Consider the following 20046-nt stretch of genomic DNA (forward strand, 5'->3'; position numbering starts at 1 on the left):
GGCGGCATGCGGAGGAGCGACTAACCCCGAACTCAGCGTCCGGGGTTAGTCTCATTTTGCGCATATGCTTTAATGACCTTTGCCACGAGAGGATGACGGACAACATCGCTTTCTTCAAAATGTATGAAAGCAATATCCTTTACACCTTGTAAAATAACTTCTGCTGTCCCCAGGCCTGATTTAACGCCCGGGGGAAGGTCTACTTGTGTGGAATCTCCTGTAATCACCATTTTGGAACCGAAACCCAGCCTCGTTAAAAACATTTTCATTTGAGCATGTGTCGTATTTTGCGCCTCGTCCAAAATAACAAAGGCATCATCCAGTGTACGTCCCCTCATGTACGCAAGCGGGGCAATTTCTATCGTTTCTCTTTCTATCAGTCTTTGGGTATGTTCCGCTCCCAGTACATCGTGAAGAGCATCATACAGGGGACGAAGATATGGATCAACCTTTTCCTTTAAATCACCCGGCAGAAAACCGAGACTTTCTCCTGCTTCAACTGCAGGACGAGTTAATATAATTTTATTGACATTGCCGCTTTTTAAAGCAGCCACTGCCATGACAACGGCCAGGTATGTTTTTCCTGTACCGGCGGGTCCAATTCCAAACACCAGGTCATGTCTTCGAACGGCCTCAACGTAATGACGCTGGCCCAGAGTTTTTACCCGTATGGCTTTGCCTTTGGCGTTCCGGGTAATCTCCTCATCGTATAAGTCTGAAAAGTACTCAATTTTCCCTTGCTTCGCCATTTGAGCCGCATAAACAGTATCACGGAGACCAATTCGAATTCCGCGCCGCATGACAGTGATCAGCTGCCTGATCGTTTCTTCAGCACGGGCAGCATCCTCTGGAGGACCAGTTACATTCAGAGCTTCACCGCGTGTTACAATTTTAACTCCAAATTCCTTTTCAAGCGTTTTTAAATTACTGTCTCCATTTCCAAATAACACTGGAGCTTCATCATCACTTTCCAATTGAATTTGTGTTGTAATTAATTCTTCAGCCATTATTCATCTCCTTGTGTGATGGGTTTCTCTACTGCAATATCTTCTATTACTTGGAAATACATCGTCAGCTTAACTTTACCATTCTCAACTTCTTCATGCAAAATAATCTCCTCATCAATTTCAGCATCTTCCGGTATAGTTTTCAGCACATCCCTTCTGGCCAAATCTTTTGCTGCTTCGACCGCTTCTTTCCTGGTTAAAGAACGCTTATATTGCTCTGTTTCCCTTATTGTTTTTTCCATATAGGAAACGGGCATTTTCCATCCAAGGAACCGAATGGGGTAGTTGTCCGTTTCCTCCTCATATTTTTCATAATCGTTTCTTTTAAACCCCCAGAACGGGATCGTAACTGAACCAATTTGTATCAGATGCTTCCTGTTTTCTTCGCCTGTGAATACTTGAAAGGTGGATTTCAATGGAAATTCAGCCTCGGTTTGGTACCATGTCTTTCCCCAAACTTTTCCCTTGGAAGACACAATGATTGGATCTTCTTCATTTCCAATATTGCCTGAGACTAGAGTTTGGCCCTTTTTCACAAATTGATTTACTTTTACAAGCGGTTGGCCTTTTTCAACAAACAGCTTGGTGATCACCGCTTTTTTTGCAGCAATCAAATGTCCGGGAGATCGGGCTTCCTGCTTTTTCGGTTCATTTTTTTCCACGACCTGAAAATGAAAGGTTGTCCCCCTCAGTTCGACTCCGACCCATGTGATATTGTCCACCCTCTCCGTTAATTCCTTTTGGATTTTCTCAAGATCCTGATTTTTGAAATGTGAGGTACCGACTTGTACACCAAGTTTTTCCAGCTCTTTCCTGATTTTATGTTCCGTTTCCGGATTGGCCCCATTAATTTCAATGCCCCATGTAATATTGGATAGAACAGTGATCATTAGCATAAATAAGAGCATTCCTCCCAAAAATCCACTGTTCCTTATTAATCTCTTCCATAAGAATGGAGCCCCTTCACCGCGGACAAAAGAGATCTGGCATTCAAAACGGCGTGCAGCGTTTCTTAATTTATGTATGTCCTGAAGCGGAATATAAAAAAGCATGGCACCCGTTTTATACCGTTTCACTTTCCAGATGACAATTCCATCTCTTGTCAATTTGTTTAAAAAAAGCTCAAGTCCGGGTCCGTCTGCCTTTACGAACACCCTGCCTGTCAGAAAGGTGATCCAGCGGTTTTTCATATGTGCCACCCCTATTCATTCAGATACATCACTTCGTTTATTTTGCCTTCAAGTAATATTTCTTCAGGCAATATGGTCTTAATTACAAAAGATTGACCTTTTATCAGGAGTTGGCCCTGTTTTAAAAGCAGCCGTACTTCCTTGTCAGAAAAAGCCAGGAGGCCTTTGTGATTTTCAATATAAATATGGAGCTGCCCAACAATCGTTACGCGAGGGAGGTCCATCATTACATCCGGAGGAAGTTCCATTTTGTCGGTTGCCCACTTGCGGAATTTTTGTCTCCATTTCTTCGGCATAAAAAAAGAACCCCCTTTCATCTCATATGTATGAGTTGAAAAGGGGATTCATCACATGAATTTACCTTAAGCGGCTATATCTTCTTTTAGCTCTAGGAGGTCCAAGTACCTCCGACATAATAATGCCTTTAACAATATCATCCTGTTGAAAAAAAACCGGAGATGCTGGCGATGAAGGTGCTTCCGTTTTATGTTCATTCATTTTCTCCTTGGCGGCTTCAGCTTTCCTTTTAAACTGCTCCGCCTGTCTTTTTAAGGATTCTGCTTCCTTTTCCAGCTTTTTGTATTGATTTTCTGCCTCTGATTTTTTCTTTTCAATCTGCGGCTGCATTTCAGATAACAGAATTTCAGCTGCCTCCTTTAAGCTCCTCGGTATCTCGGCAGCAACAGGCCTGGAAACCGGCTCAGGTCTTACGGGAGCAGGTTTTCTCTCCGTCTGTTTGGGCTGAACAGGACGGTTGGGCGTTTTTTTATTTTCTTGATTTGCCCGTTTCTTCTGTTCGTTCGCCCGGTTGACGAAAAAACTGATCAGTGCAATGACTAAAATGGGCAAAAACTGTTCCAAAGGAGGTACCCCCTTTCCAATGAGGACATAGACCGAAATCAGTTATTTTGGACAGGTGTGATCCATTATTCAGGCTTTTTGTTTTTATCTTCAGCAGGCTTTGTCATTCTTCCGATTGAATCACGCATATCTGTATCTGCATCGATATTTCTTAGAGACAAGTAGTCCATTACACCAAGATTTCCTGATTTGAGCGCTGATGACATGGCAAGAGGCACTTCCGCTTCTGCTTCGACAACTTTGGCTCTCATTTCCTCGACGCGAGCTTTCATTTCCTGCTCTTTTGCCACAGCCATTGCACGTCTTTCCTCGGCTTTTGCCTGGGCAATTTTTTTGTCTGCTTCAGCCTGGTCTGTCTGGAGCTGGGCACCGATATTTTTTCCGATATCCACATCGGCAATATCAATGGAAAGAATCTCGAAAGCTGTACCTGCGTCCAGGCCTTTGGCTAAAACTGTCCGGGAAATCATATCCGGATTTTCTAAAACTTTTTTATGATCATCACTTGAACCAATGGTGGAGACTACTCCTTCCCCAACACGGGCGATCACTGTTTCTTCTCCTGCACCCCCGACAAGTCTGTCAATGTTTGCCCGTACAGTAATACGCGCCTTTGCCTTCACTTCAATTCCATCCATGGCAACCCCGGCAATAAACGGTGTCTCAATTACCTTCGGATTAACACTCATCTGTACAGCTTCCAATACATCACGGCCTGCAAGGTCAATGGCTGCCGCACGTTCAAAGGTTAATTCTATGTTTGCTCTTTGGGCAGCAATCAGCGCATTTACAACACGATCCACATTACCTCCAGCCAAGTAATGGCTCTCCAGCTGGTTAGTGGCAACATTAATTCCGGCTTTATGGGCCTTAATCATCGGTTCTACAACACGCCTGGGGATAACCCTTCTTAACCTCATTCCGATTAAAGTAAATATGCCGATTCTGACTCCCGCAGCCAACGCGGAAATCCACAGGCCGACCGGGACGAAGGTAAACAATACTGCCAGAACAATAATGGCTATGACGACAATAATTAATAAAAACAATGTTTCAGCACCCAGCATGATTTCTCCTCCTTCATTTTTATATCAGACTGCCCGAACAACAATTCGGGAACCTTCTACTTTGACTATTTTAACTTGTGTTTCTTTTTCAATAAAACTCCCTTCAGCGACTACATCAAGGCGTTCATCATCCACCTTGACAGTTCCTGACGGCCGAAGCGGCGTCATTGATACTCCCACACGCCCGATTAATTCCAACCGATTTACATTTGAAACATATCCGCTTTCTGTATTCGTTGAGTCTGTTAAAATAAATTTTCTGAAAATATTCACTCTTTTACCAAACACCTTTAACATAATAATGATGAGAAGTACAGCCAGAATTAAAGAGGCAACAATCGACATACCCATATGCACCACATTTTCGCCTGCCAGCAGCATACTGCCGATAACAGCAGCTCCACCCGATATTCCAAGGATTCCGCCGGCAACAAATATTTCAGCAGCAATCAGGATTAAGCCGATAACGAATAAGATAATGGATTCATACCCGGCCAGGCCTGCGACATAATGTCCGTAAAAAAATAGCAGCAAAGCGGAAAGTCCCATTCCTCCCGGCAGGCCGAATCCTGGTGAATATAATTCAAGTACCAGGCCAAGGCTTGCAATAGACAGCAAAATAGGGACAACAATCGGATGGGTAATAAACCTGGCAAGCGATTCGGCAAAGGCGGGCTCAATGGTTTCAACTTTGGCTTCAGACAAGCCTAAAGCTTGAAGCAACTCATCCATATTATGAACGGTCCCTTCGGAGTAGCCTACTTTTAAGGCCTGACCAGCCTCAAGTGTCAACAGTTCCCCCTTTTCCTTTAAATCAGGAAGATCAACCTTATTGCTTGCCATCGCTTTGGCAATATCGGGGTCACGTCCACTCTTTTTGGCTGCAGCTTCCATGGCTGCCAGCCACATGCTTTCGGCCTTTTCACCTGCAGCGTTCCCTTGCTGATCAATGACAGCCGCCGCACCCATTACAGCATTGGGTGTCATATAAATTTCATCGGTATGCAACGCTATATAGGCCCCTGCGGAAATCGCCCACGAATTGACAAAGGTTACGGTTTTTACATCGGTATCAGCAATCCTGTTTCCAATATCGCGAGCGGCATCCACAGCTCCTCCCGGAGTATTCATATTAAACACTATGAGATCAGCCTTTTCCTTTTCGGCCGTGCTGATAGCTCTGTCCAAAAAGGCATGAAGGCCTTTTTCTACTTCATCTTCTATAGGGATCACATAGACCTTTTTATCCTGACTGTCCGCCTGTACGGGAATCAATAACATCATCGCCATCATGACCAGGAGCACCGAAGCCAGAATTCTTTTCAAAAAACCCCCTCCCTTCCCTTATACCTAGTTCCTATCATTACGGATAACAGGAGAAAAAAGTTTCAATGTTTTTCACACTTATTATACATATAATAAATAAGAAAAATGTAATTTCTGCTTCATAGATTTTTGAGTCAGGGAAATTGGCAAGGAATTTTGTTGGTATGTATCCATCCACCCTATGATTCATTGGCATTCCTTTACAACATTCGTATGATCTTCATCATTGTGGGCTCAGCGGGGCAGGTTGATAATATACATACCTAACAAAAGCCGGAAAGCATGGCTTTCCGGCTTTTGTTTAAACACTTTATGACAGATGCCGCTGGACAAGCTTGCTGACAAGCGCTCCATTAGCCTTTCCTTTTACTTTGGGCATCAGGACACCCATCACTTTGCCCATATCAGCCTTTGACGATGCACCCGTCTCAGCTATCGCTTGCTGAACGAGCTTTTCGACTTCTTCATCACTCAGCTGTTCCGGCATGTAAACACTGATATATTCAAGTTCTTCTTGTACTTTCTGGGCGAGATCTTCACGTCCAGCTTTTTTGAATTCTTGGAGGGATTCATTACGCTGCTTTACTTCGCGAGAAAGGACTGTCAACTCTTCATCTTCGGACAATTGTTTATTGCCCAGCTTGATTGCTTCATTCTGCAATGCAGCTTTTAGCATGCGAATCACTGAAAGCTTTTCTTTTTCTTTGCTTTTCATCGCCTGCTTCATATCCTCATTTAAACGATTTAGAAGATTCATTTGTCCACCCTTTAATTACTTGCGTTTTCTAGCTGCTTCAGATTTTTTCTTGCGTCTAACGCTTGGTTTTTCATAAAACTCGCGTTTCCTATATTCTTGTAGAGTCCCTGTTTTAGAAACAGTACGCTTAAAACGACGAAGAGCATCCTCAAGCGATTCATTTTTGCGAACGACTGTTTTTGACATCTAACTTTCCCTCCCTCCGAACGAGCGATCACATATAAATGGATCGAAATCCATGTACTAAGCAATTATATTATAACAATTATTTCAGGTCAATGGATTGAGCATACGATTTTTTGCATGTTCCGCTAAAACAACCCATATCATTCAGTAGGGGTGAGGACATGCTCTATATCATTTTGTTTTTTTTATTGGCTGCCTGTTTTCTTGCCGGTATGACCTGGATGAGAATCGGGCTTTTTAATCTATCAGGCAGTGCGCTGCAACGTTGGGTGCAGCATGTTACAAACACTCCTCTAAAAAGCATGTGCGCAGGCATTGTGATGACTCTGATTCTTCAAAGCAGCTCTGCAGTGACAGTTATAGCTGTTGGATTGGTATCTGCCGGAATTTTGACATTTCCTCAAACTATCGGCATCATTCTGGGAACGAATATCGGTACAACCGTGACATTGGAAATCATCTCTTTTGATTTATCCGGGTTGATCATTCCTCTTTTCCTTATAGGCGTACTCTGTCTTTTTTTCCAGCATACCAGAGTAAGAAGCTGCGGTTTTATCCTCATCGGAATCGGGATGATCTTCTCCTCCATGAAAGGATTCAGCTGGCTTTCAAGCCCTCTGACAAACATCAGCTTTGTACAGCAGCTCATCCAGCAGTTGGAAATAAATATGCTGTATGCCTTTGCGGCGGGTGTTATATTAACAGCGGTGATCCAATCTGGCACTGTTGCCACAGGCATTGCCATGAGCTTTGTTGGAGCTGGCATATTTGGACTGGAGACAGGCATCCTGATTATGATGGGTTCTAATATCGGTACTTGCTCTACAGCCCTTTTGGCCGGAATAGGTGCAGGCAAAGAAGCTCGGCTTACGGCATATGCTCATTTATGGCTGAATATTCTCGGTGTCACTTTCTTTCTTCCTTTTATCCATCATTTAGCTGACTGGAGCGCTGCTTTATCAGAAAACCCTGAAACGCAGCTCGCTCATGCAAGCGTGTTGTTCAACATGATTTGTTCCATGGCTGTACTTCCTTTTGCGAACCACTTTGGACAATTCATCATGTGGATGCATCAAAAGAAATCAGTCTTCAGGTAAAAAACAACAAGCGGCCGGCATGAGGAGTTCATCAAGATGAAAACAATCGAAATTTTTTTGACCGTCCATCTCCAATTATGTCCCTGACAGGTTCTTGATGATGCTTACACCTGAACTGGCACCGATCCTGGATGCACCTGCTTTTATCATACTCCTGGCATCTTCTGCCGTGCGGATTCCCCCCGAGGCTTTTACACCCAGATGCTCTCCAACGGCCTCCCGCATCAAAGAAACATCTTTTGCTGTCGCCCCGCCTGTCGAAAAGCCGGTTGAAGTTTTCACAAAATCTGCGCCTGCCCGCTTCGAAATTTCACAAGCCAGTCTTTTTTCTTCGTCGGTCAGCAAACAGGTTTCAATAATGACTTTGACTAAGGCTCTGCCACTGGCCGCTTCTATTACGGCTCGAACGTCTTCTTCAACTAGAGAAAGCTGACCACTTTTTAATGCACCTATATTTAACACCATATCAATCTCTTGGGCCCCTTTTTTAATCGCATCGTCCGTCTCGAATGCCTTTGTTTCGGGGGTGGAGGCTCCCAATGGGAAACCGATGACCGTGGACACTTTTACATCAGAACCATTCAGCAAATCAGCAGCAAACTCAACCCAGGCCGGGTTGACGCACACGGATGCAAATTGATATCCTTTCGCTTCTTTGCATAATTGTTCAATGTCACTTTTTGCAGCATCCGCCTTTAGTAACGTATGGTCGATCATTTGTGCCATAACTTTTGGTTGCATCTAACATGTCTCCTTTGCTTTTCTTTATTGTATAAAAAAACTGCAGCGTATTGCTGCAGTTTCTTATATTGCCATGGAAGCCGGTGTATCCTCATCCATTACGCGCACAAATTGGCCTTCGTTATATGGATACCCTGCCTTTGTAATTTTTACTTTTACCAGCTTTCCGACCATGTTTTCTGTGGCAGGGAAAACAACTTTCAGATAGTTATCTGAATACCCCTCGTATAACCCGCTGTCAGGATCTTGTTTGAATCGTTCCTCAGGAATGACTTCAAGGACCTCATTTTCAAATTGCGAAGCATATTCTTTTGCCAATTGATCGGAGAGGGCAATCAACCGGTGGACGCGCTCATTTTTTAGATTTTCGTCAATTTGATCTTTCATCCTGGCCGCTGGAGTTCCTGTTCTCATGGAATAAGGAAAAACGTGAAGTTCAGAAAAACGATGTTCTTTAACAAAGTTATATGTTTCCATGAACTCCTCTTCGGTTTCGCCCGGGAATCCTACAATTACGTCCGATGTAATCGCCAAGCCGGGCAGTGCTTTTTTCAGCTTTTCAAGACGTTCTGCAAAAAATTCCATTGTATATTTGCGGCGCATTCTTTTCAGGACCGTGTTGGAACCCGATTGTAGCGGGATGTGCAAATGTCTCACGACAAGCCTGGACTTGTCAATGACGTCAATTACTTCATCCGTCAGCTGGCTGGCTTCTATTGAGGAAATCCGAACTCTCTTGAGCCCTTTCACTTGCGCTTCTAAATCTCTGAGCAATGCTGCCAGATTGTAATCTTTCATGTCTTCTCCATAGCCGCCCGTATGAATGCCGGTCAAAACAATTTCTTTATAACCTGCATCCACAAGCTGCTGTGCCTGACGGATGACTTCTTTGGGATCCCTTGAGCGCATCAATCCGCGAGCCCAGGGGATGATGCAGAACGTACAGAAGTTATTGCAGCCTTCCTGAATTTTAAGGGAGGCACGTGTGCGGTCAGTGAAAGCAGGAACATCCAATTCTTCATAGACGCGGTTTTTCATGATATTTCCCACGCCGTTGATCGGCTGGCGTTCTTTTTTGTACTGCTCAATATAATCAAGCATTTTTACCCTGTCCTGGGTTCCTACTACAACATCTACCCCTGGAATAGCCATAATTTCGCCGGGTGAGGTTTGGGCATAACAGCCCGTTACACAAATAACGGCATCCGGATTTTTCCGAATGGCCCGGCGGATCACCTGACGGCTTTTTTTGTCCCCGGTATTTGTGACAGTACAAGTATTGATGACATAGACATCAGCGGTATTTTCAAAATCAACCCGCTCATATCCATTGTTTTTAAACAGTTGCCAGATGGCTTCTGTTTCATAGTGATTCACTTTACATCCTAATGTATGAAATGCCACAGAAGACATTTAATCACCTCATTAATTCAAAATGATAAGAAACAGCGGATAATGCAAATAATGGTGCAGTTTCTGTTCTAAGTATTCTGGGGCCCAGGCCGATCAATCGAAAATGATGATCCTGCAGTTGGGCAATTTCTTCTTCTGACAATCCGCCTTCAGGACCAAATACGATCAATATATGTTCCCCGTGGCTGGCGGATGAGAGCATCTCGGCCAAGCCGCTTGTTTCCCCCTGTTTAGCGGACTCCTCATAAGCAGCAGCTTTATGTGTAAAAAGATGGCTCATATCCAGCAGCTGTCGGAAGGATACAGGCGGCATAACTTCAGGAACTTTTTGCCGATGGGACTGCTCAGCCGCTTCTTTAGCTATCTTTTTCCATCTTTCCAGCTTTTTTGAGCTCTTTTTCTTATCCCATTTTACAATGGAGCGGACAGCAATAAAAGGGACAAATTGTGACGCACCAAGTTCGGTCCCTTTTTGAATGATCCATTCCCATTTATCCCCTTTGGGCAGCCCGCTCGCAATTGTTATTTGAACTGGGAGCTCTTTGACAAACTCTTCCCATTCCTTAATCTGTACTATTGCGGAGGAGTTATCTATCTGTTCAATCACTGCTATTCCGGCTTCACCGCTTGAAAAAACAACAATCAGGGAATCGCCCGGCTTCATTCTCATCACTCGGCTGATGTGATGAAAATCTTCTCCCGCAATTTCCACAGTTTGCTGGCCTTGATAATGGTCATCAATAAAATACCGTTGCATCCTTCCACCTCTAATTCTTACGCCTGGAAATCAGTGCAACCCAGTCACTGATTCGGATCATTTCTTCAACCCGGAATCCTGCCTGCTGAAGAGCCTTCTTTACTTCATCCGCTTTTTTCTCAATAATGCCGGATGTAATAAAAAACCCGTTCTTTTTAACAACGTTAGAGGCATCCCCAGAAAAAGAAATAATCACTTCAGCCAATATATTGGCTACGACGACATCTGCTTTGGTTGTAATTCCTTGAAGTAAATCATTTTGTTCAACTGTAATGACATCATCGGCCTGATTTAAAGAGATATTTTGCCTGGCTGCTTCCACGGCCACGCTGTCTAAGTCGAGGGCTTTAACACTTTTGGCCCCAAGAAGAGCAGCTGCAATGCTCAGCACACCAGATCCGGTACCGACATCAATGACCGTATCACCCGGCCTGACTGTCTTTTCAAGAGCCTGGATACACATCACCGTTGTCGGATGAGTTCCAGTCCCAAAGGCCATGCCGGGGTCCAATTCAATCACCAGTTCATTTTCGGCCGGATGGTATTCCTCCCATGTCGGAACGACGGTAAACCGTTCGGATATCTTCACGGGATGATAGTATTTTTTCCATGCAGTCGCCCAGTCTTCCTCTTTGACATCTGTTATAGTGATTTGTGCCTTCCCAATATCTATTTGAAAATCCGCCAATTGTTTTATTTTTTCTTGTATGGAAGCTAAGGTTTCCATGAGACCATTTGTCTCCGGCAAATAGGCTTTGATCACAACTCCCTCTTCAGGAAAGTCGTTCGGGTCCAGTTCATAGATTTCGCCAAATGGATGGTCTCTATCACGCAAAAAATCTGCCCTGTCTTCAATAGCCAAGCCGCCTACTTTTGCTTCATGCAAAATAAAACTGATGGGTTCAACTGCTTCATTTGTGGTAAGAATGCTCATTTCCTTCCAGTTCATTCGCCGGCTCCCTTTGATTTATTCCCCTTTAAAAGCACGCTTCATTTTTCCAAAAAAACTTTCATTCTGTTCGTCCGGTACATTTCCGCTGATTTCTGCAAATTCCCGCAATAGTTCTTTTTGCCGGTCATTCAGCTTTGTCGGGGTGACAATTTTAACGATAACATGCTGGTCTCCTTTTCCAAAACCTCGAACATTTTGGACCCCTTTTTCCCGAAGCCTGAAACGAGTGCCTGTTTGAGTACCCGCAGGAACTTTTAATTTTACCTTTCCATAGAGAGTAGGCACTTCTATTTCATCTCCAAGGGCTGCCTGAACAAAGGTGATAGGCATTTCGCAATATATATCATCCCCATCCCTTTCAAAGAATTCATGCGGCCTGACGTGAAAAACAATAAAAAGATCTCCGGGAGGCCCCCCGTTCACACCTGGCTCTCCTTGCCCGGCAACTCGCATTTGCTGGTTGTCATCAATTCCTTTCGGAATCTTGACATTAATTTTTTTCCGATTCTTTACTTTCCCGTCCCCATAGCAAGTTGGGCATTTTTCTTTAATGATTTTCCCTGTTCCTTGACAATGGTTACAGATTCTTCGGTTAACGATTCTTCCAAAGGGTGTTTCCTGTTCTATATTCAACTGGCCTGACCCATGACAGTGGCTGCACGTCTCGGGAGTTGTCCCTGGCTTTGCCCCAGAGCCTCTGCAAGTGTCACAAGTTTCTTCTCTCGGAATTTCAATGACGGTTTCCTTGCCAAATATGGCTTCTTCAAAAGTCAATGACATCGTATATTGTAAATCAGCCCCTTGTCGCGGAGCATTCGGATCCCTTCTGCCGCCTCCAAAAAAAGTGCTGAAAATATCTTCAAATCCCCCGAAACCGCCGAAATCAGAACCTCCGCCGAAACCGCCAAATCCGCCCTGCGGACCTTCATGGCCAAATTGATCATATTGGGCTCTTTTTTGATCGTCACTTAATACTTCATAGGCTTCGCTGATTTCTTTAAACTTCTCGTCTGCTCCGGGTTCTTTATTAATATCCGGGTGATACTTTTTTGAAAGACGCCTGTACGCTTTTTTTATCTCATCCTTTGAGGCATCTTCCGATACGCCAAGTACTTCATAATAATCCCTTTTGCTCATGCTCCCACACTCCCGAATCTTTTCACATAACGTTCATTTTATCATACTCAATGCCATCATTAAAAGAAGAATACCGATATTTCCAGACTCATGAATAAAGTCAAAGCCCGAAATCGGGCTTTGACTTTATTGCTGGAAAGTGTGATTACTTGGAACCTTTGTCGTCATTGACTTCCTCATATTCTGCATCAACAACATTATCATCTGCGCCTGCTGTACTGCTGTCTCCAGCTCCTTGTTGAGCTTGAGCCTGTTTAGCAGCTTCTTCATAAAGTTTAACGGAGAGGTTTTGTACGATCTCCTGCAAGGCATCTTTCTTCGTACGGATTTCGTCAATGTCATCTTTTTCTACTGCAGCCTTCAGCGCATCTTTTGCTTCTTCTGCTTGTTTGACCTCTGACTCATCCACTTTGCCTTCAAGTTCTTTTAGCGTTTTTTCTGTTGTAAAAATCAACTGGTCCGCTTCGTTTTTAAGCTCGACTTCCTCTTGGCGCTTCTTGTCTTTTTCCGCATTTTCCTCAGCTTCTTTGATCATGCGCTCCACTTCTTCTTCAGAAAGGCCAGAGGAAGATTTAATTGTGATATTTTGCTCTTTCCCGGTTCCCAGGTCTTTTGCGCTGACGTTGACGATCCCGTTTTTATCAATGTCAAACTTTACTTCAATTTGCGGTACGCCGCGCGGAGCAGGTGGAATATCAGTCAGTTGAAAACGCCCAAGAGTTTTATTGTCTGCTGCCATTGGACGTTCACCCTGCAGTACATGAATGTCTACCGCCGTCTGGTTATCGGCTGCAGTAGAGAATACCTGCTGTTTGGAAGTAGGGATCGTAGTATTTCTCTCAATCAGTTTTGTAAAGACGCCGCCCATAGTCTCGATTCCAAGGGAAAGAGGAGTAACATCGAGCAGAACAACATCTTTAACGTCTCCGGAAAGCACTCCACCCTGGATGGCAGCACCCATAGCAACCACTTCATCAGGGTTTACGCCTTTATGAGGGTCTTTGCCGGTTTCCTTTCGGATCGCTTCCTGTACAGCCGGAATACGTGTTGATCCCCCGACAAGGATCACTTTGTCTATTTCAGATGCCGTAATGCCAGAATCCTTAATCGCCTGACGGGTAGGGCCCATTGTTTTTTCCACGAGATGAGAAGACATTTCTTCAAATTTTGCCCTGGTTAATGTAATTTCAAGGTGAAGCGGCCCAGCCTCACCCGCCGTAATAAACGGGAGGGAAATTTGCGTCTGAGCTACGCCCGACAGATCTTTCTTCGCTTTTTCCGCTGCATCTTTTAACCTTTGCAGAGCCATTTTATCTTGTGACAGGTCAATACCATGTTCTTTCTTAAATTCTTCCACAAGATAGTCAATAATGACCTGGTCAAAATCGTCTCCACCCAACTGGTTGTCACCGGCTGTGGCCAATACTTCAAACACACCGTCGCCAAGTTCAAGAATAGAGACATCAAACGTACCGCCGCCAAGGTCATAGACTAAAATCGTCTGGTCTTCATCCGTTTTTTCAAGTCCATAGGCAAGAGCAGCCGCTGTGGGTTCGTTAATGATCCGCTCTACCTCAAGCCCGGCAATTTTCCCGGCATCCTTCGTAGCCTGGCGCTGCGAGTCATTGAAATAAGCAGGAACCGTAATAACGGCTTTATCTACTTTTTCTCCCAGGTAATCCTCCGCATAAGATTTCAGATATTGAAGAATCATGGCAGATAATTCCTGTGGTGTATATTCCTTGCCTTCTATGTCCTCTTTAAAGTCAGAACCCATGTGGCGTTTAATGGATATCACTGTATGAGGGTTCGTTATCGCTTGGCGTTTAGCTACTTCCCCTACTTGAATTTCCCCATTTTTAAAAGCTATGACAGAAGGCGACGTGCGGTTGCCTTCTGGGTTTGGAATGACTTTGGGCTCACCGCCTTCGAGCACTGCGACACATGAGTTCGTCGTACCCAAGTCTATACCGATGATCTTGCTCATGTCAGATAACCTCCTTAACAATATGTAAAAGCACTATTTACTTACTTTAACCATAGATGGCCGGATCACCCGATCCTTCAAGAGATACCCTTTTTGGAATTCTTCCAAAACGATATTCTCTTCTGTACCTTCTTCTTCCGCCTGCATGACAGCCTGATGGAGGTTAGGATCAAATTCCTTACCTACAGCATCAATTTGCTTGGCTCCTTCCGTCTGCAGGGCATCAATAATGCTCCGGTAGACCATTCCGACACCGTCAAGCAAAGCTTTCGTCTGTTCGTTGTCAGGTTCAATCTGCATAGCTCTTTCAAAATTGTCAAGAGCTGGAAGAAGGTTCGTGATCAACTCTTGCGCTCTATATTTCTCAGCCGCTTCCTGGTCAAGTTTGGCCCGGCGGCGAGAATTGTCAAAATCGGCAAGCAGACGTAAGTAACGATTCTCTTTTTCCTCAAGCTGACCCTCGAGTTCTTTTATTTTGGCTTTCAACTCATTATCCTGATCTGTCCCCTGTTCAGAATCAGCCGGGATCTTCTCGGCTCGAACGTCTTCCTGTCCGCTTGGATTTTCATTTATTTTGTTATCTGCATATTCCTCCTGATTCAGCTCTTCGGGCTGTACAGTTTCTTTAGATTCTTCCTGCATGTCTTCACCTCCTTAAAAGAAAAGCGTAGGCGCCTTGCCCAGCCCCGACAAGCATAAGATAAACGCAGAAGAAGGCGGTCTTTGCCTTCAGCTGTGATTGGCTTATGACCTCGAGGGGCTAGGCGCCGAAGCTGGACAAGCGAAAAGCGTAGGCGCCTTGCCCGGTCCTGAACAAGCAATCTTATATCCAAAAAGAAGGGAAATTAGCATACGCTAATTTCCATTCCCGGATTGTGGTTTACTGTTCATTAAACATGTTTGTTAATGCCTGGCTCATATCCTTGCTCAGTACATCCAGCAGGCTGATCACCCTGGAGTACTCCATGCGTGTTGGACCTAAAATAGCTATGGTCCCAACCGGCTCTTTTGCGATAGAGTAAGTAGCCGTAATCAGGCTGCAGTCTTCTATCGCCATGTTCTTGTTTTCTTTGCCTATCGAGACATGAATGCCATTTGGTGTATGTTTAAAGAGTTCGTAAAACCCGTCTTTCTTTTCAATCATATCCAGCAATGATCTGATTTTATGAATATTGTTGAACTCAGGCTGATTCAGCATATTGGTCTTTCCGCCGAAGAAAATTTTTTCATTTCCCGGCATATCAATGGCCTGTAAAAGGGATTGCAGCAGCCGATCGTATTCATTTATATTTCGCTTGAGCAATTCTGCAACCTCAAACTCAATCTTGTCCCTTAACTCTGATATCGGAACTCCTGTTAATTTGTCATTTAACCAATTGACCAGTTTCTCTATATTTCCCGATGTATAATTGTCCGGCAATGAAAAAATTTTATTTTCAACATGACCGGTATCTGTAATAATGACAGCAACCGCTTTGTCTCCGGTAAGCGGTACAATCTGCAGCTGCTTCAGCTTGTTTTCCTTGACAGCGGGTCCCAGGAGAATTGCCGTGTAGTTCGTCAGCTCGGACAGAACACTGGCAGACCTTTGGACTACGTCTTCAAGTTCATAAATTTTCTCTGCAAAAATGGATCGTATGATTTGTCTTTCATGGGCACGCAGCATTTCCGGTGCCAGCAGGTGGTCCACGTAATATCTGTACCCCTTTTCGGACGGGATACGTCCGGACGAAGTATGGGTTTTTTCAATATATCCATGTTCTTCCAAATCCGCCATTTCATTACGGATGGTTGCAGAGCTAAGATTTATTTCAGCTTTTTTTGATAATTTTCCCGAGCCGATGGGTTGGGCATATCTGATAAAATCATCAATGATAGCTTGTAATATGAGTAGTTGACGATCTGTCAGCACCATTCATCACCTCTTTTAGCACTCTATGATCATGAGTGCTAAATCTACTTTATAAAGTAACAAAATGACCCAATGATGTCAACGAATTTATATACCTTTACCGATAAAGCTTTAGGATAAAAGAAAGGCTTGAAACACTTCGTTTCCAAGAAAAAGACCCTGACGGGTCAGGCGGATCGTCCCGTCTTTTTCTTCAATCCACCCTTTTGCGCATAGGCTGCTGAATTGTTCACGAAACAGACTCCTGGGATCAACAGAGAATTTCTGAATAAAGTGAGATATACTGACACCAGACCTTTTTCTTAAACCGAGAAACATTTCCTCTTCCATCTTTTCCTGATCGGTAACTGTATGTTGTTCTATGATTGGAAGAGAGCCCTTTTCAAGCGGGTTCATATACTTTTTCAGCGGACCGTAATTAGAATAACGTATACCCCTTACATATCCGTGTGCGCCTGCCCCAAAACCGATATATTCCTCATTATTCCAATATACGAGATTATGAATACTTTGAAAGCCCGGATTGGAAAAATTGCTTATTTCATACTGGTCATGGCCGCTTTTGGCCATTTCATCTATAAGCATCTCGTACATGGCAGCCTCCTGATCTTCACCCGGCAACCTCAATTGCCCTTTCCTCATTAAATTGTAAAAAACAGTCTTTGGCTCAACAAGGAGAGAGTACCCCGAATAATGAGGAAGATCCAATTCGATGGCTTTCTTTAAAGTTTCTGCAAAATCTTCCAGCGTTTGACCCGGCAAAGCATAAATTAAATCAATGCTGATATTTGAAAAGCCGGCTTTTTGAGCAAGGCGGATGGACCGGTATACATCCTTCACCTGATGCGAACGGCCAATTTTTTTTAACAGACTGTCATTAAATGATTGTACACCGAGGCTCAGCCTGTTCACACCATGGTCAGCAAGAACACGCAGCTTTTCTTCGGTCAAATCTCCGGGGTTGGCTTCAAAAGTAAATTCCCCACCCTCAAAAGGCAGGTTCCGTCTAATCGCGGAACATAATACTTCCAGCTGGTCTGCACTTAGCGCTGTGGGTGTGCCGCCTCCTACAAAAATTGTCTTTAATGACAAATCCGGAATCTGTTCTATATATAGTTTAAATTCTTTTTCCAGCAGCTGCAAATATTCATCTACCGGCTGCGTGTGCAGAAAAAACTTATTAAAGTCACAATAATGACAGATCTGCTCACAAAATGGAATGTGAATATAGGCTGAGTTCAATTTCTTCACGACCTTTGTTATAGTAGAACAAAAATAAAAGAAAGGAATCTTTTAATCCTTTCTTTTATTTTACCTTAACCGTTATGATTAGCTGTTTCCTGTGTCATCCATTTTCAATACAGCCATAAAGGCCTCTTGTGGAACCTCTACGGATCCCACCTGTTTCATCCGCTTCTTCCCTTCTTTCTGCTTTTCAAGCAGTTTTCTCTTACGGGAAATATCTCCGCCATAGCACTTGGAAAGCACGTTCTTCCTTAGTGCTTTTATCGTCGACCTCGCAACAATTTTTTGCCCGATGGCAGCCTGTACCGGCACTTCAAATTGCTGGCGTGGGATGAGTTCCTTCAGTTTCTCTACAATGTTCTTTCCTCGTTCATACGAGAAATCCTTATGAACGATAAAGCTGAGAGCATCCACTTTCTCGCCATTTAATAAAATATCCATTTTTACTAGATTGGACGGTTTATAGCCAATTGGCTCATAGTCAAAAGAAGCGTAGCCTTTTGTATTGGATTTTAACTGATCAAAAAAGTCATACACAATTTCGGCCAGCGGTATTTCATAAACCACATTGACTCTGATGTCGTCCAGATACTGCATGTCTATGAAATGCCCCCGTTTTTCCTGAGCTAATTCCATAACGGCCCCCACATAATCGTTTGGCACCATCATGGAGGCCTTAACATATGGCTCTTCGACTCTTTCCACGAGCTGGGCTTCAGGCATATTTGCAGGATTATCAACAGATATTTCTGTACCGTCATTTAAAAAAACCTTATAAACAACACTGGGCGCGGTGGTAATCAAATCGATCCTGAATTCACGCTCAATCCGCTCCTGGATAATTTCCATATGAAGAAGTCCGAGGAAACCACACCGGAACCCAAACCCGAGGGCCTGCGAAGTTTCGGCTTCATATTCAAGTGCGGAGTCGTTTAATTCCAGCTTTTCCAAAGCTTCTCTCAAATCATTAAACTTTGCCGAATCGATCGGATATAATCCGCAAAAGACCATAGGATTCATTTTACGGTAGCCGGGCAGGGGCTCGCTTGCAGGGTGTTCCGCATGGGTAATGGTGTCCCCTACACGAGTATCTGCAACATTTTTGATGGAAGCTGTAACAAATCCGACATCCCCTACTGTCAGTTCATCCACTAACATGGGCTTGGGAGCATGAACGCCGACTTCAGCCACCTCAAACTCCTTCCCGGTTGCCATCATTTTAATTTTATCTCCTGCTTTTAAGGTGCCGTCTATTACACGAATGGATGCAATCACTCCTCGATAGGCATCGTAAAGGGAATCAAAAATGAGTGCTTTTAACGGTGCTTCCGGATCTCCTTCAGGTGCAGGCACTTTTTCAACAATCTGTTCCAGAATATCTTCTATTCCAATGCCAGCTTTGGCTGAAGCTAAGACCGCATCAGATGCATCCAGTCCGATGACATCTTCAATTTCTTGCTTGACTCTTTCAGGTTCAGCGGCAGGCAAGTCAATTTTATTGATGACCGGAACAATTTCCAAATCATTATCAAGGGCAAGGTATACATTGGCAAGCGTCTGAGCCTCTATTCCCTGTGCTGCATCCACAACAAGAATGGCTCCTTCACAGGCAGCCAGACTACGAGACACTTCATATGTAAAATCAACATGCCCCGGGGTATCAATCAAATGGAAAATATATTCTTCCCCATCATTTGCTTTGTACTTTAATTGGACAGCATTTAACTTTATCGTAATGCCCCGTTCCCGTTCCAAATCCATGGAATCCAGCAATTGGTTTTTCATTTCTCTGGAAGACAACGCTTTTGTTTTCTCAAGAATCCTGTCCGCCAAAGTGGATTTTCCATGATCAATGTGGGCAATAATAGAGAAATTACGGATATTTTTTTGTCTTTTTTTCCTGTCATTTTGATTCATTTTTGTTCACTCCTGTTAATAGGCACATGTCCACTAGGTTAGATTATATCAGCCCGGCACTCAATTCACAAAAAAAAAAGCGCATGGAAATTCATGCGTTTTTATCAAATACGTATTCAAGACGAAAAGAGCTTCAAAAAAAATTGAATCAGTGCATCGGTTGCCTCTCTTACAAAAGAAGCAAGGGCTTTTCCCATCGACGAAAAAATATTAAACGTACCAATCTTCTCCAGGTCTTCTTTTTTCTTTGACAATTGATCGGCATGCTGGATTTCACTACCTAGCACCTCAGCCTCTATTTGTCCGTCTTCACCTTCATGGATGGAGACAGGAGACGGAAGTGACGGTTCTTCATAGCCCTTCATATTTTGCATCCCCTGATGTGCTTTTTCCATTCCGATAAATACACCTATAAATAGAACCAGCACAACAATGAGACATTTACCGATGAATTTCCCCAAACCGATCACCTCCAAAATCCCGTCCTATATTTC

Annotated in this window: 20 protein-coding genes; 1 reads left to right on the plus strand and 19 read right to left on the minus strand. The window is 43.8% G+C overall.

All coding sequences use genetic code 11. From position 1 onward, the window contains the following. Window positions 1-32: 32 nt before the first annotated feature. The 8 genes from ACFSCZ_RS01600 to rpsU all read right to left on the minus strand — a co-directional run bounded on the left by ACFSCZ_RS01600 (window position 33) and on the right by rpsU (window position 6394). Window positions 33-1007 carry a PhoH family protein gene (locus tag ACFSCZ_RS01600; protein ID WP_380771864.1) on the minus strand — a complete coding sequence of 325 codons (975 nt, stop codon included), beginning with the start codon at window positions 1005-1007 and terminating at the stop codon, window positions 33-35. Further along, window positions 1007-2197 (minus strand): sporulation protein YqfD, encoded by a 1191-nt coding sequence (yqfD, locus tag ACFSCZ_RS01605; protein WP_380771866.1) that lies wholly within the window; start codon window positions 2195-2197, stop codon window positions 1007-1009. The genes ACFSCZ_RS01600 and yqfD overlap by 1 nt, the downstream gene beginning before the upstream one ends. Window positions 2198-2208: 11 nt before the next feature. Continuing rightward, window positions 2209-2493, minus strand: a complete 285-nt coding sequence (yqfC, locus tag ACFSCZ_RS01610) for a sporulation protein YqfC (RefSeq protein WP_380771868.1) — start codon at window positions 2491-2493, stop codon at window positions 2209-2211. Between the two features lie 61 nt (window positions 2494-2554). Beyond that, entirely contained in the window at window positions 2555-3058 is a 504-nt protein-coding gene (locus tag ACFSCZ_RS01615) for a hypothetical protein (protein ID WP_380771870.1), read from the minus strand. A 65-nt stretch (window positions 3059-3123) separates the two neighbouring features. Beyond that, the gene (gene floA, locus ACFSCZ_RS01620) at window positions 3124-4125 is read right to left on the minus strand and encodes a flotillin-like protein FloA (RefSeq protein ID WP_380771872.1); all 1002 of its coding nucleotides are present in this window, start codon (window positions 4123-4125) and stop codon (window positions 3124-3126) included. A gap of 24 nt (window positions 4126-4149) precedes the next feature. Then, the gene (locus tag ACFSCZ_RS01625) at window positions 4150-5451 is read right to left on the minus strand and encodes an NfeD family protein (RefSeq protein ID WP_380771874.1); all 1302 of its coding nucleotides are present in this window, start codon (window positions 5449-5451) and stop codon (window positions 4150-4152) included. Window positions 5452-5761: 310 nt separating this feature from the next. Beyond that, window positions 5762-6208 carry a GatB/YqeY domain-containing protein gene (locus ACFSCZ_RS01630; RefSeq protein WP_380771875.1) on the minus strand — a complete coding sequence of 149 codons (447 nt, stop codon included), beginning with the start codon at window positions 6206-6208 and terminating at the stop codon, window positions 5762-5764. 15 nt (window positions 6209-6223) lie between these two features. After that, window positions 6224-6394 carry a 30S ribosomal protein S21 gene (rpsU, locus tag ACFSCZ_RS01635; protein WP_380771877.1) on the minus strand — a complete coding sequence of 57 codons (171 nt, stop codon included), beginning with the start codon at window positions 6392-6394 and terminating at the stop codon, window positions 6224-6226. Window positions 6395-6555: 161 nt separating this feature from the next. Here rpsU and ACFSCZ_RS01640 point away from each other — a divergent pair, with 161 nt between their 5' ends. Continuing rightward, a complete protein-coding gene (locus ACFSCZ_RS01640; RefSeq protein WP_380771879.1) occupies window positions 6556-7491 on the plus strand; it encodes a Na/Pi symporter in 936 nt (311 codons plus the stop codon). A 75-nt stretch (window positions 7492-7566) separates the two neighbouring features. Here the strand turns inward: ACFSCZ_RS01640 and deoC are convergent, their stop codons facing one another. The 11 genes from deoC to ACFSCZ_RS01695 form a co-directional block, all read right to left on the minus strand. Continuing rightward, complete coding sequence (gene deoC, locus ACFSCZ_RS01645; RefSeq protein ID WP_380771881.1) at window positions 7567-8232, minus strand: deoxyribose-phosphate aldolase; 666 nt, start codon at window positions 8230-8232, stop codon at window positions 7567-7569. A gap of 63 nt (window positions 8233-8295) precedes the next feature. After that, entirely contained in the window at window positions 8296-9645 is a 1350-nt protein-coding gene (mtaB, locus tag ACFSCZ_RS01650) for a tRNA (N(6)-L-threonylcarbamoyladenosine(37)-C(2))-methylthiotransferase MtaB (RefSeq protein WP_380771883.1), read from the minus strand. Window positions 9646-9649: 4 nt separating this feature from the next. Then, window positions 9650-10402, minus strand: a complete 753-nt coding sequence (locus tag ACFSCZ_RS01655) for a 16S rRNA (uracil(1498)-N(3))-methyltransferase (protein WP_380771885.1) — start codon at window positions 10400-10402, stop codon at window positions 9650-9652. A 10-nt stretch (window positions 10403-10412) separates the two neighbouring features. After that, a complete protein-coding gene (gene prmA, locus ACFSCZ_RS01660) occupies window positions 10413-11351 on the minus strand; it encodes a 50S ribosomal protein L11 methyltransferase (protein ID WP_380771887.1) in 939 nt (312 codons plus the stop codon). A gap of 18 nt (window positions 11352-11369) precedes the next feature. Beyond that, window positions 11370-12491, minus strand: a complete 1122-nt coding sequence (gene dnaJ, locus ACFSCZ_RS01665) for a molecular chaperone DnaJ (RefSeq protein ID WP_380771889.1) — start codon at window positions 12489-12491, stop codon at window positions 11370-11372. Between the two features lie 145 nt (window positions 12492-12636). Further along, on the minus strand, window positions 12637-14478 hold the full coding sequence (gene dnaK / locus ACFSCZ_RS01670; RefSeq protein WP_380771891.1) for a molecular chaperone DnaK: 1842 nt from the start codon (window positions 14476-14478) through the stop codon (window positions 12637-12639). Between the two features lie 33 nt (window positions 14479-14511). Further along, window positions 14512-15120 (minus strand): nucleotide exchange factor GrpE, encoded by a 609-nt coding sequence (gene grpE / locus ACFSCZ_RS01675; RefSeq protein WP_380771893.1) that lies wholly within the window; start codon window positions 15118-15120, stop codon window positions 14512-14514. A 238-nt stretch (window positions 15121-15358) separates the two neighbouring features. Beyond that, the gene (gene hrcA / locus ACFSCZ_RS01680) at window positions 15359-16390 is read right to left on the minus strand and encodes a heat-inducible transcriptional repressor HrcA (protein WP_380772170.1); all 1032 of its coding nucleotides are present in this window, start codon (window positions 16388-16390) and stop codon (window positions 15359-15361) included. A 111-nt stretch (window positions 16391-16501) separates the two neighbouring features. After that, window positions 16502-17632, minus strand: a complete 1131-nt coding sequence (hemW, locus tag ACFSCZ_RS01685) for a radical SAM family heme chaperone HemW (RefSeq protein WP_380771895.1) — start codon at window positions 17630-17632, stop codon at window positions 16502-16504. A gap of 87 nt (window positions 17633-17719) precedes the next feature. After that, on the minus strand, window positions 17720-19552 hold the full coding sequence (gene lepA, locus ACFSCZ_RS01690; RefSeq protein WP_380771896.1) for a translation elongation factor 4: 1833 nt from the start codon (window positions 19550-19552) through the stop codon (window positions 17720-17722). 116 nt (window positions 19553-19668) lie between these two features. Next, window positions 19669-20013, minus strand: coding sequence for a YqxA family protein (locus ACFSCZ_RS01695; protein ID WP_380771898.1), 345 nt, complete (start codon window positions 20011-20013; stop codon window positions 19669-19671). Window positions 20014-20046: the final 33 nt, after the last annotated feature.

It is taken from the genome of Siminovitchia sediminis (genome assembly GCF_042680885.1).
Classification (GTDB): Bacteria; Bacillota; Bacilli; order Bacillales; family Bacillaceae_C; genus Siminovitchia; species Siminovitchia sediminis.